Genomic DNA, 14,081 nt, shown 5'->3' with positions numbered 1-14,081 from the left:
ACGGCGATCTCGGTCTGGGAGAGGGGGACGGCCTTCAGGGCCAGGTACTCGAGGATGTCGAGGCCCTTCTCCAGGGCCGGCGCCTGGTACTTGACAGCTTTTTCTGTCATGGGTCAATTGCGTTATGTTTGGTGGATAATTTAAATTAGCACGTTGCCAGCGCCACGTATGCTGGCAAACTTATAATGCATAAGATACAAGTTAGTATAAAAATCTGTATTTATAGTTTAATAACTTTTGTTTATAGTGGTTACAATTACAAGTGGACGGGAACAGCAGTAAGATATTTTGGCAAAATAATAAGATAAGAAAGGCTATTGTTAACAAATGTTTGGTTAGTTAATAGAGGTCCTGTCTAAATGTTTACAGTTTGTCTCATTTTAGATAATTTATAACTTCTCCATCTAGTGCTCTTTTTTAGCGCTAGTAATCAATTGTTTATCCCTGAAGCCGCAAAGGCCATATTTACCCTCTTTGATGAGCAATGTCATCTAAAATAATTCAAAAAATTATTTTTATATATAAAGAATTTATTTATTTTTGAATCAAAATAATGTTTGTTAGTATGCTGCAGCTGAACATCCTGCTGCTCTTCACAAATTTTACATTTTTAATTCCTCCTGCGGATACCGAAAATTACAGTTGACGAAGATTTTAGTGAGGAATTAGCAACAAACGTTAGTGAGAAGGTTTTTGTAGTTCTCCTTTCAGGCAAATAATATTTAATAGTAAATATGAAGAGCATGTAAGGGTAGCAAATTAACCAATACCTTGTAAATCAGATTATCATTAATATCTCCTATATGAATCAACTATTACGTACTCCAAAGTGGCTTTTGGGTTTGGGCTTTGTGCTGGTTTGGAACCCGGGCTACTCGCAACAATTAGCAGATGCAGCTTTAACATCGGGTACAAAGGCAGACAATAGTGCAACGCTTTTAGTAAAAGCGAAGCCTTCGGTTAAAGCGGTGCCTTTGTCGAAGGCGCAGCAAGCGGTAACGGTAACAGGTCAGGTAAAAGACAAAGATTCGGGCGAGGCCTTACCAGGGGTAAGCGTCTTAGTTAAAAATACAACAAATGGAGCCATTACAGATATTGATGGTAATTTCTCTATTGCAGTGCCGAACACTGAAGCTGTTCTGGTGTTTAGTTACATTGGTTACCAAGCGCAGGAGGTACCAGTTGGTACCAGAAACAAAATAAATGTTTCTCTGGCCTTAGCGGCCTCTACACTGAATCAGGTAGTAGTGGTAGGGTACGGTGAGCAAAAAAGAGCCAACCTGACCGGTGCTGTAGAAACACTCGATGCCAAAGAAATAGAAGATCTTCCGGTGGCCAACCTGTCGCAGGCTCTTATTGGCCGGATGGCTGGTGTTAGAATTGGGCAGTCTACAGGTAGGCCCGGGGCAGGTAACCCTTTGGTAATTCGGCGTACAACAGATAGGTCGCCTAACGCTGATATGATACTGTATGTAATAGACGGTATTATTTTCGATGATGGAGGTACGCAGTTTAACATGCTGGATGCCTCGGAGGTTGAAAGCGTGTCTATTCTGAAAGACGGTGCCGCTGCCGTATACGGAGCTCGTGCCGGTGGTGGCGTGGTGCTAGTTAAAACAAAGCGCGGTGCTAAAGGCAAGCCTAAGGTGAATTACAGTACCTCTATTGGTATAGGTACACCGACCCAATTTCCAGAGATGTTAACGGCTTCGCAGCATGCTCATATGCTGAACGAAATATATGAGCATGAAAACGGAAAGTATAGAAATGATCCACGCTATGATAGAAACAGACGCTTAGACTTCCGCTATTTTACAGAGGATGAGTTGGCTGCTATGGATACACTCAATTATAACTGGATGGATGAAGTGTACCAGGATGCCACTACCGTTCGGCATACCCTTAACGTGAGCGGTGGCTCAGATAATATCAGGTACTTTGTAGGAGGGGGCTATTATTCAGAGACAGGCCATATCAAAAGCCTCAAATTTGAGCGCTATTCCTTAAGGACTAACCTTGAGGCTGACGTAACCCAAGATGTAACCTTCTCGCTTGGGGTTAGCACTAACCGTGGAACGAACAACGAGCCTTTTTTCGACGGTGAAAATAACCTGCTGAGAGGGGCTTTTACAAGGTTATTAACAGCTCCAAAGTGGATTCCTGCTGTAGTAGATGGACGTCCTGTTTCTGTTGATGGTGCCTGGAACCCATATGCCGTACTAGAGTCCAATAGCTTTAAAAACAGTACATCAAGTAATACTAACATCACTGGTGCATTTGAATATAGAGTCCCGTTTATAAAAGGATTAAAAGCCAAAGCTCAATTTTCTTACAACGACCTGCAGGGCCGCGGTAGACGCTATGGTCAGGATGTGGAAACTTTTGCTTTAAAGAGAACAGGAGGAGGCCTACATCTGTATGCAGAAGAATTTGCCGATAATCCTTTGCGCATTCAAGCAAACGGTGAAAGCCTGATGGAAAGTACAGAGACTTCTAACAGTTATCAGTTAAACACTTCACTTACCTATAACCGCACGTTTGGCGATCACCAAATAGATGGTCTGCTTGTATATGAACAACAAGAGAGGGAATCTAGATCATATCAGACCACCAAAAAAACTGCTAACATCAAAGGCTTTGATCATTTATGGGCTTTTAGCGATGCAGGAATTGTGTCTGGGGGAAATGCTATGGAAACTGGTCGATTAGCGTATATTGGTCGTGTAAACTATAATTTTAAGGGCAAGTATTTATTTGAATCATCTTTTAGGTACGAAGCATCTCAGAGATTTCACCCTGATCATGCCTGGGGCTTCTTCCCGAATGTGTCTGGTGGTTGGATTCTGTCGGAAGAGAACTTTTTCAGAGATAATATTTCTTTCATTGATTTCTTTAAAATCCGGGCCTCATATGGTCGAGTTGGTACAGAAGCAGGTCGAGCGTTTATGTGGCGCCAGAGCTACGGCACAAACATTACAGGTCCGCTCTTTGGCACTGGCACTACCCCAACTCAAACAGGTGCTATAGAAGTCAAAAACGACGGTATCAGCATTCCTACCCTTACGTGGCAAAAAGGTGACATGTACAATGTTGGTCTGGATATGCGATTACTTAATAATAAACTTACTGTTGGAGTTGATGCATTCCGGCGTAACAACTTTGATATTCTGATGGCAGTAAGAAACGCACCAACATCTTTTGGTGCCATTAACCCGCCGCAACAGAATTATGGCGCTGCTTATTCCAAAGGTATTGAGTTTAGTTTAGGCCATGACAACAACATAGGAAACGACTTTCGCTATAGCATTGGTGGTAACATCTCTTACAACTATGGACGCCCTACCAAATTGCCGCAAAATCCTGCTGTAGTAGGCCGTTGGGACGATATGTTGCTGAACGACCCAAGCAACCAACCGGGCTATATTGCCTTAGGTATTATCAGAACACAAGAAGATTTAGATCGTGTGCGGGCTATGTATACGCATATAAATGAAGTTCCTGTTGACTTGGGAATGATTTATTACCAGGACATACGTGGAGAAAATTACTCAGATGGACCTGATGGCGTGATAGATCAGTATGACCAGACCATAATTGCGAAACGTACCAACCCTCCTTTTACATATGGTTTCACCCTGGGCGCATCCTGGAAACGATTAAGAGCAAGCGCAACGTTTAGCGGTGCATTTGGCCATAAGGTATTTATTCAGAAAGACGAAATGGCTTTACCTACTGCAACTGCAAACGTCTTCTCTTTCTGGAACGACTATTGGACACCTGATAACCCGAATGCTTCTATGCCAAGACCTTATAATTATGGCTACGCTGGCGAAATGTCAACCTTCTGGATGCGAGATGGAAAAACACTCCGTATGAATAACATTAATGTTTCTTACGACCTGCCTAGTAACCTAGTTGAGAAATGGAAGATCCCTCAATTCAGAATTTATTATACAGGGACAAACCTCTGGACCATAATTAGCCCATTCGATCATAAAGATCCTAGCGTTTCCAGAGCCTACGATTACCCAATGGTTACTACATCCAGTCTTGGACTAAACGTAACCTTCTAGTAAAGTATTTATAACATTTCTTATGAAAAAGTATATCATATATTTATTTCTTATCTGCTTTTTTTCCAGCTGTGAGGAAGTTATTGACAAGCGTGAGCTGGATGGCGTGAGCGATGCCGATGTCTGGCACAATGCCAATTTAGCCAATTTATTTTTGAATGATTTATACAACCGTACTCTTCCAGGTTTTGGAGGCAATGGAAACTCAGGCCTGTCTGACGAAGCAATGGGAACGGGGGTAGATAATATGATGTACGGTATGCTGTCCACTAACTCGGCATACGGTAACTGGGGGGTAGATGTGTACGGTCATATTCGCAGAATGAATATTTTGCTTACTGAGATTGAGGCGGGAACAATATCGGAAAATGACAAAAGACCGATTGTCGGTCAGGCGCTCATGCTAAGAGCCTGGACCTACTGGGAACTCATAAAGCTTTATGGTGGTGTTCCCTTGGTTTTAGAAGTGCAGGACCCGAATATGGGAGAGGGTTTATATATGGAGCGAGCGTCTGCAGCTAGATCCATTGAAGCTATTGTGAGAGACTTGGACGAAGCTATTGAAAAACTGCCGGTAACCTGGCCAACAAGTGAATTTGGTAGATTTACAAAAGCAGCGGCAGCGGCCCTGAAAGGTCGGATTCTGCTTCATTACGCAAGTCCACAATTTAACCCGAACAACCTTCCGGAGCGTTGGTCAGCAGCCTATGAGGCCAATAAACAAGCCAAGCAATTAGCAATGGAGGCAGGTCATGCGCTTCACCCTAACTTTAGCCGTATTTTCCTGGACGAAGCAAACAGAGAAGCCATTATTGTAACGGTGTTTGACGCTACCCGAAGATCGCACGGGTTTGAGAACTCTGTTCGCCCGGCAAGTGTGAAACAGCCACGTGCTGGTTCCTCAGGCAATCCAACCTGGAACTTTGTAAAGGCTTTCCCAATGGCAGATGGCCGTCCAACGGAAGGTCATCCGGAGTATGACCCCAAATTCTTCTGGAAAAACCGAGATCCAAGACTTGCTGCTACTGTAGCTTATAATAGTGCTTTATACCCACTTGCGGGGGATGTGTTTTATCCAACTCCGGCGCAACGTCGCCAATGGACCTATGTGGCATCTACTGGCCAGCCAAATAATGTGGAGCAGGGTCAAAACACGAATACCGGTTTTTACCTGCGAAAAATGATCAACCCAAATGTTCCAACAAATGAACTGAATAGGACGCCTACCGATTGGATAGAGCTTCGGTACGCAGAGGTGTTACTGAACCTGGCAGAGGCAGCGAATGAAGTGGGTGTCATAGATGAGGCTTATGTTGAGCTGCGAGCAATAAGACAACGTGCCGGCATACAGGCTGGTGAAGGCAACTTTGGGTTAGCAGCTGGTATGTCGAAAGAGGCCATGCGCGATGCTGTAATGTTAGAAAGACAAATTGAACTTGCCTTCGAGAACAAGAGACACTGGGATTTACGCCGTCGTAACTGGTTTGCGGAACGCTTAAACGGTACAAGAAGAACAGGCATTCAAACAGTGTTAGATCTTGATAAAGTAATTACTGCGGCTAATATTCAGCCAACAGAAGCAGAATTAGATATGAGCGAGGAGCAACGGCTTGCCTCTATGCGCGCTAGAGCAAGAACTATTTTTGAATCGGAGATAAGGCCAAATACAGACTGGAGTGTCGAGACCAATCATGATCTTTATTTCAGTTTTGAGTTTGATGTGAATCTGGACGAAATGGACCTGAACTACAAGCAGCCACAGTACAATTTTTACTTTGTGCCTCAAGCGAACATAGACAGAGATCCAAAAGTTAAACAAACCATTAACTGGACAACCGGAGAAGAAGGGTTTGATCCTCTAGCTCCATAAAGTATTTCATTAACAAAGCAGAACAAATTAATGGTAGTTCTGCTTTGTTAATGAAAATAATTTTTATATTTAAATGATTATTGCAAAAGACAGATGCACTGGTTATAATCTGTTAAGAGTCATAATGGTTATTATGTATAGGTGAAGGTAGAATATAATTTTGCAGTATTCCATAATATAAAAATTTAAAGGTATTACAGCGGTATGTCTGTTATTTTCGTACCTGATTAATGAGTTTAAATAGATTTTTAACAATTAAATTTTCTAACTATGAAATTAAAAATTACAAAAAAAATTGCTGCTTCCTTCTTATTAGTGCTAGGGCTTTCTGGGGCTGCTTTTGCTCAGAATGAGGAGAAAGAGTTTTTTTTAAATCCTAAAGAAATTCCACCTCAAGAGCAGGGTTATATGCTAACTGGAGTGGTTAAGGATGGTAAAACTTTTAAAGGTTGTGGGGAAGGTGATAATGGTAATGGAACAGAGCATAATGCGCCTATACATAATGAAAATGGAGCTCAAGGAGGATTTACCTTTGAGCATGTTTCTATTATGACTCCTAATTGTAACGGTAAAGGTACTCCAGATCCTGGTTTTCCAACTGGATATATCCAATTAAGAGAGTTTGCTGAATGGCAAGCTTATGTAGATGAAATAGAAGGAGAATATACTATTAGTAATATTACTAGTGGACAGGTAACCAATATAAAAAGTTTAACTATTCTTGCCGGAAGTGATGTGAGCATTAATGCTAACAGATCCGTTGTATTTGGCGTTGAAGTTTCTGAAGATGGTGGTGAAACATGGGAATATTACATGCAGCAAATATTAAGAGACCAGGGAGGAAGAACCTATGAGTACACAGCTGGTGGAGACAATCCAAACTTTAATGCTATAGCCACTTTGTCGCAAGAAAAGCCCATCATGATTAGAATAATTCCTTGGAAAGGTACATTATCACAAGATAACAGAGGCCAGCGTTTAAAAGTTCATGGTGTGAAACTTGTTGCTACTGAGGCTGTTACATCCAGCAGAGAAGAAATTGCTAAGAATGAGCCTTTCTTTGAAATTGAGAAGAACTCTTTCATTGCCAAAAAAGAGGCACTAAAAGTGTATAATATGGTTGGAGCTTTAGTAGGAGCTGGTAAAAATGTAACTGTTCCAGGAAGCGGACTTTACATCGTTCGATCTGAAAACGGCCTATCTAGAAAAGTCTTCTTACAATAACATTATATTTTATTTACAGCATGGGCAGGTACAAACTATTGTTTCTGCTCGTGCTGTGAATTTATTTTCCTTTCTCTATTTCTTTTCTTTAAGTACAATTCATTGAATCCTACCAATGAATTATTAGGTTAAACAGATAACAGGCCGTAATGTACGGCTACAGTTAGCGAAGCATTACACAATGCTAATGAATATGCTTTTATTGCTGTAGTATTGCATGCTACTTAACCTAGACGTTTTATTCAGTTTTTCCTTTTGAAAGCTATTTTCAGTAGAATACTCATGCTTTCATCCTGCACAAACTACAGCACACTTCTTATTAGTGATTGTGGTAAAGTAGAAATAACAGTTGTAAAAACAACAAGTAAAGAACATATACTTATTGTCAACTTTTGCTGCTTGCTCTCGGATTCCTCATTAGTGGCCGCAGCATTAGGCAGAAAATAAACTATTGTAGGTGTTATAACGAACGGTAGTTTTTTGGGCAACCCTATATGATTCTAGTTATTCATGCAGCGCTGATCATTCTTTCAATAGTATTTATGCAGCCAAATGGTATCAATACGAACCCTAATATTATTCATAAACAAATCATTGTATAAATAGTCAAATACAATCTGAACATCATATAAGAATTATTTCAAACCTTTAATCTTTAAATTATGATTAAAAATTACTGTAATTTTTTTAAAGGAGCTGGTCTATTAGCATTTTTGTTGGTCTTCCTTCAACACAATGCCAACGCGCAAGCTACTCATCGGGTTTCTAATGCAGAAATCGATGGACTTAAGACCTTCTTACTAGATAAAACCCTCTATGCAGCAGGTGACATTGTGATGCTCGAGAGCGAGGGTGTTTATGAACTTACCACAACAGTAGATCTTCCACAATCTGTTACAATTATGGGTGATCCGGCATTAGCCACTCGACCTGTAATTCGGTTTACTGGTACAAGTGGTAGCTTTAGAGCACTGGAGAATAATATTTTGGTTTCGTTCAAAGGAGTGGATTTCAATGGTTACCAGTCTAACAATACTTCCAGAACAGATTATATTTTCCGTGGTGCTGCGACAGCAGTTACAGACCCTGCCGGAGGTTTGGCTACTACTTTCGACAAAATCTCAATTGAAGACTCTAAAGCATGGGGATTTAAGGGTGGAATTATGTTGAATAATAATGGTTTAAGGGTGCGTTGCAAAGAGTTTGTTCTAAACAATGTAGACTGGTCAGATATGATTGGTGCTTATGCTGTTAATTTAAATCAGAATGCTGTTGAGAACCTAAGAATAGCAAATTCCACTTTCCATAATATCTCTCAAGGTTTTATTAACAACCCATATTTTTCTGATGCAACTGCTTCTACACCAAGAACATTAGTTGTACCGCAAACTCTTTTGATTGAAAATAACACTTTTTATAAAATTTCTAATAACAGTGGTTCTTTCATACAAGTTAACGATCCAAAAGATGGCTCAGTTACGATGACATTCCGCAACAACATTGTAAGCACTTTATATGTTAATACCGGCAGACCATTTAGAATTGACCCGTTTGCAGGCACATTCCAGTTTACCAACAATCTTTTTCATGAGTTCAACACTGTTACAGAAGCGAATTCAAAAACTAATTTAGATGCAGTTGATAAAGAACAGACTAACGTCACAGTCACCAGCCCGGTTACAGAAGATCCAGGCTTTGCTGATCCTGAGAAAGGCGATTTTACATTAGCAGCAGGCTCCCCGGCCATAGCAGTAGGAGGCGACCCACAATGGTTACCTGCCGTTGAAGCCAGAGAGCACCGAATCAGTAATGCGGAGGAGAATGCTCTTAAAACGTTCATTGAAAATACATCACTTTGGAATCCTGGTGATATAATAGTACTATCAGGAGATTATACTGAGATAGGTTATATCAACATTACGCAAGATATCACTATTGTAGGTGACAGTGAGGGTGATTCTCGGCCGCTGATCACCTTCCATGGCGGTGGTTTCAGACCTGCGGCAGATGGACTAAGTATCACTTTGAAAGGCTTTGACATCAACGGCAAGACAATGGATGCTGAAAACAAAGAGGTGCGAGCAATGATCATTGACTATGGTCGGGACAACGCATTTGGTGCAGAATTGATCCATATTGAGGATATGCACGCCTACGGCCTGAGCAACGGTGTAGAGCTATATTTCAATCAGGGGCGTACTTATGAGAAAATTGTAATCAACAACGTAGTATGGCACGATATCACCAACTGGGTGTTCAATCCACGTATGAACGCTGTGAAGGACGTGATGATCACTAATTCCACCTTTTACAACGCTGGGGGGGGGATCTTCAACCCATATTTTACAAACAATAATAGACCTCAGGTAATCCAACAGAAGATTGTAGTAAGCCACAATACTTTCTACGACTTAGGTAATGCCAATAGAGGTTTGTTTCAGATCAACGACTCCCGTGATGGCTCTGTAACACTTACATTCACAGATAACATTGTTAGCACTATTAAGCAGCCAGAGAACTCACGTCCGTTTAACCTGCATGCAGAAGCTGGTACCTTTACACTTACTAACAATGTTATACATAACTTCGATGCTACAGATGAGGGTAAAAAGCAGTTTAATTATGTTGAGATAGGAAAACTGTCCAATGTAACCACCGATAACCAGCCTAAAACTGATGATCCAGGCTTTGCCAATGCCGCAGAAGGTGATTTTACCCTGCCTGCTGGTACTGCTCTGCTTACTGCCGGTACAGATGGTGGCCTCATAGGCGACCCACGTTGGAACCCAGGAAACGTTACCAGCACTGATCCTGAATTAGCTGTTGCTAAAATTGAAGTTTACCCTAACCCGGTTAAAGATATACTCTACATTAACTCTCCTGCTGCAGTAGAAGTAACTATTTACAACATCTCAGGAAGTGTGGTTATGAAAGGCTCCATCAACCGAATTGGTTCAATCAATATTGCCGCGCTAAAATCAGGCCTGTACATTGCCAGAATTGACTCTGGTAGCAAAGTGCAGTCAGTGAAATTAATTAAAGAGTAAAAATAGAGCTCTGTACTATTACCAATTTACATGGTTGATAGTACAGAGCTTTTTTAATTAAAATATATCTTATGAAGAAGTTGTTTACAGGATTAGTACTGTTTTTTACTTCCATTTTAGTTTCAGAAAGTTTTGCGCAGGAAGGCCAGCTTGCTTTTCCAGGAGCAGAAGGGTATGGAAGATATGCCTCGGGTGGTCGGGGTGGTCGGATTGTAGAAGTTACAAATTTGCTTGACCTAAACCGCGCTCAACGTGCTACTCCTGGCAGTTTTCGTGCCGCTCTGGCAACGGAGGGAGACGACCCTATTACAATAATATTTAGGGTATCGGGGCTGATAAATTTAGACACTGAGCTTAAGTCTAACAGATCGAATATGACTATTGCTGGAGAAAGTGCTCCTGGAGACGGAATTGCTATCAAAGGAAGCTCCGTTAAATTATCTGGCAGTAATTTGATTATCAGATATATGAGGTTCAGGCCAGGCGGAGACTTAGGTACACAAACTACGGCGCTTAACATTGAGAATGCTGAGAATTTTATCATCGACCATTGTTCCTTTAGCTGGGCTGTAGAAGAAACCATGGGCATGTACGACAACAAATACTCTACTGTGCAATGGAGTATTGTGAGCGAGGGCTTGTATGATGCCGGTCATGGAAAAGGCGTTCGTGGATATGGGTCGCAGTGGGGTGGCCAGTATGCTTCTTACCACCATAACCTGATTGCGCACCAAAATAGCCGCTCGCCACGCATTAACGGGAGCCGCTCTAATGATATTATTGCTTTAGTTGACTTTAGGAATAATATAATTTTTAACTGGGGAAGTAGAGGAGCTGTATACGGTGGCGAAAGTGAGATATTTTATGCGAATCCGGAAAATCCGGAAGAGAACATAGCTGGTAGCTTTACCAATATGGTGAATAATTATTATAAGCCGGGGCCCGCTACTCAAATACCGTTAGCTTTTGCAAGACCATCTTATGAGTCATTGCCAGATGCATTTAAAAGGTATAGCCAATGGTATTTTTCAGGCAATTACATGGACGGTATAACCGGAGGCATGAACGAAGACAATTGGTTAGGTGTAAATGTAGACCAAGTTGGCTCTATCGAAAACATTAAGACTGAAACAGAATTCGACTATGCAGGCGTAGAAACACATTCGGCTCGGGAGGCTTTTGAATTAGTGCTCGAGAAAGCCGGTGCATTATTGCCTAAACGTGATGCTGTAGATGCCCGAATTGTAGCCGAAACAAGAGGCGAGCTTGTACCAGGAGGAAAAAGAGGAACTGGCATTATAGACAATCCTTCGGAAGTGGGCGGTTGGCCGGTATTTGCTCAGGTTGACGGTCCTATAGACACTGATAAAGATGGTATTCCAGATGCTTGGGAAGTTGCTAATGGTCTAGACCCTAATAACCCGGAGGATGGGAAAACAATTACAGAAAGTGGCTACTCTAATCTGGAAACCTACCTGCATGCCATATTGCCCGGCACAGTTACCAGCTCAAAACAGGAGCATGCCGCAGAAGATTACGAAGTTTATCCTAACCCGACTTCTGATAAGATCAACTTTAACAGCTCACAACGAATTCTTAAAGTAGAACTCTATGATCTGACAGGAAAAGTAATTTTGACAAAACAAGACATAGGTGCTACTCAAGACAATTATCTAACTATCGGTAATCTGAAAGCAGGATTTTATATTATGAAAGCATTCTTCCAAAATGGTGCTACTGCTGAAAGAAAGGTAATTAAACAATGAAATTAAAGAATCATCTAAACACAGGCATATTAACTTGCCTGTGTTTTTTACTGTTGGTAGCTCCAGCAGTTCAGGCTCAAGTATTTAGATACGTTGTGGCTAAAGATGGCTCTGGCACTCACACCAGTATTAAACGTGCTGTTGATGCTGTGCTGACAAATAGGTCTACCCGCACACTCATTTTTGTCAAAAACGGAATTTACGAGGAGAAAATACACATTCCATTCTCCAACATCAGCCTCATAGGCGAAAGCCGCGATGGCGTTATTGTAAGTTGGGACGACTACAGCGATAAGCCTGGAACAAACATTTCAACCGCCACCTCTTACACCATTTGGGCAGCCGGAGACGACCTGTACATGGAAAACATGACTGTGCGCAATACAGCAGGCAACGTGGGGCAGGCAGTAGCTATCCGTACCACNCTGGAACAAACATTTCAACCGCCACCTCTTACACCATTTGGGCAGCCGGAGACGACCTGTACATGGAAAACATGACTGTGCGCAATACAGCAGGCAACGTGGGGCAGGCAGTAGCTATCCGTACCACCGGCGACAGGCAAATATATAAAAACTGTAAGTTCCTAGGATTCCAGGATACTTACTATGCTCATTCCAAGCGCCAGTATAACCTCGATTGTTATGTAGAAGGTGCCACCGACTTTATATTTGGTGATGCCACTACCGTGTTTGAAAATTCTGTAATAAACTGTGTAGAGGGCGGCCAGTATATCACGGCTCACAACGATACCAAGCTTATCTCTAAAACTGCCGATGATAAGAATTTCTACCACGGCCTGCTTTTCCTCGATTGTACTGTAACAGCCAACGAAGGGGTGCCGGCCAACAGGTATTTCTTAGGAAGGCCTTGGGGAGCACCTGGTTCTACGGCCTTCATCAATACGAAAATGGGCAACCATATCCGGAGCGAAGGCTGGTCAGAATGGAATAACAGCAACCATTTAAATGGAACCTTTGCAGAGTTTCAGAGCAGAGATTTAGCCGGTGAGTTACTCGATGTGAGCCAGCGCGTTGCCTGGAGTGAGCAGTTAACAGCAGAAGCAGTGGAAACTTACTACAACCTCGATTATTTCCTGAAGAAGGATAACGTAGTGTGGAACCCGCGTTCGGCTGCTGAAGGCCTTGCTGCCCCTGCCGCCCTTACCAGTAATCTATATGCTCTCACCTGGGGGACTGTAGAGGGGGCCAAAGGTTATGTCATTACCAGAAACGAGGCAGTAGTAGGTTTTTCCGAAACGAACAACTTTACAGATGTTCAGGTTGACCCTACCATTGAAAATACCTATTCTGTGCGGGCAGTTTCCGATAACGGGAATTTGAGCCCAAACTCAAGCGAACTGAAAGTCCAATCTACAGTTACTACTGTTAAAGACCATGCTGTTCCTGCTTTTTTAGTTACCATAGAAAACCGTAAGGTCATTTCGTCTGAAAAGGTTGATGTAGAAGTCTATACCTTGTCGGGTAAAACTGTTAAGAAGCTTAAAAACACCTTACAGGTTACGCTGGATGGTTTGGCAGACGGAGTGTATCTGGTAAAACTTATAAACAGGAAGGGAGAAGCGGTGGTAAAAAAGTTATACTTGGGAGCTAAGTAAGGCTTTACAAATAGCCTCTCATCTACTTCTTAAATTTTTCAAATGAAAAAGGCCTCCCAGAGGCCTTTTTCTATTTAAGCCTTCAAGGCATCTCCAGCAAAAAGGAGCTTAAAGCGCAGCATCCCTCTCGCCACCTTAAACACAGCTACATTTTAAAGCAAAGTGTTAAGAGTTAAAAGTTACCTTATTCTCCCAACTAGCCATTCAAAACCAGCAATCAACAGTCATCAAAAGCCATTATAAGTCAGAAGAGGTGGTTTTTTAGATGGATTTTAGTGGAGGCCGATTCGTGTGGCGATCTTGTGTGCGCACTCGCGGACGACGCTGTTGGTCTCCTCTGGTGAGATGTCCTCGTTGAACTCGGTGGTGAGGATGGAGACGGCCAGGACGGCGACCACGCCTGCGCGCTCATCGCCTATGGGGGCGACGATGTCGGTGACGCCCCTGGAGAGTTCGCTGTCCTCGCCGTGCTGCCCGGTCTGC

Annotated in this window: 8 protein-coding genes; 7 read left to right on the top strand and 1 reads right to left on the bottom strand. The window is 42.2% G+C overall.

All coding sequences use genetic code 11. From position 1 onward, the window contains the following. The first annotated feature begins 803 nt into the window (after positions 1-803). From ACMA1I_RS23165 to ACMA1I_RS23135, 7 genes are all read left to right on the top strand, one after another. Positions 804-4,073 (top strand): TonB-dependent receptor, encoded by a 3,270-nt coding sequence (locus ACMA1I_RS23165; RefSeq protein WP_337070877.1) that lies wholly within the window; start codon positions 804-806, stop codon positions 4,071-4,073. A 22-nt stretch (positions 4,074-4,095) separates the two neighbouring features. Continuing rightward, positions 4,096-5,943, top strand: a complete 1,848-nt coding sequence (locus ACMA1I_RS23160; protein WP_337070876.1) for a RagB/SusD family nutrient uptake outer membrane protein — start codon at positions 4,096-4,098, stop codon at positions 5,941-5,943. Between the two features lie 270 nt (positions 5,944-6,213). Next, positions 6,214-7,167: a hypothetical protein gene (locus ACMA1I_RS23155; RefSeq protein WP_337070875.1), complete on the top strand. Its 954-nt coding sequence runs from the start codon at positions 6,214-6,216 to the stop codon at positions 7,165-7,167. A 662-nt stretch (positions 7,168-7,829) separates the two neighbouring features. Next, positions 7,830-10,214 carry a DUF5123 domain-containing protein gene (locus ACMA1I_RS23150; protein WP_337070874.1) on the top strand — a complete coding sequence of 795 codons (2,385 nt, stop codon included), beginning with the start codon at positions 7,830-7,832 and terminating at the stop codon, positions 10,212-10,214. Positions 10,215-10,285: 71 nt separating this feature from the next. Further along, positions 10,286-11,980, top strand: a complete 1,695-nt coding sequence (locus ACMA1I_RS23145; RefSeq protein WP_337070873.1) for a T9SS type A sorting domain-containing protein — start codon at positions 10,286-10,288, stop codon at positions 11,978-11,980. A 95-nt stretch (positions 11,981-12,075) separates the two neighbouring features. Continuing rightward, positions 12,076-12,480, top strand: a complete 405-nt coding sequence (locus ACMA1I_RS23140) for a pectinesterase family protein (RefSeq protein ID WP_414703975.1) — start codon at positions 12,076-12,078, stop codon at positions 12,478-12,480. Continuing rightward, positions 12,468-13,598: a pectinesterase family protein gene (locus ACMA1I_RS23135; protein ID WP_414703974.1), complete on the top strand. Its 1,131-nt coding sequence runs from the start codon at positions 12,468-12,470 to the stop codon at positions 13,596-13,598. The genes ACMA1I_RS23140 and ACMA1I_RS23135 overlap by 13 nt, the downstream gene beginning before the upstream one ends. A gap of 272 nt (positions 13,599-13,870) precedes the next feature. Here ACMA1I_RS23135 and ACMA1I_RS23130 read toward each other — a convergent pair. Beyond that, positions 13,871-14,081 (bottom strand): hypothetical protein (locus ACMA1I_RS23130; protein WP_337070870.1); only part of this gene is annotated, 211 nt, incomplete at its 5' end.

This window comes from Pontibacter sp. 13R65 (genome assembly GCF_047525655.1).
Lineage (GTDB): Bacteria > Bacteroidota > Bacteroidia > Cytophagales > Hymenobacteraceae > Pontibacter.
Note: the sequence above shows the minus strand (reverse complement) of the source record. Positions and strands in the feature narration are given on the sequence as shown.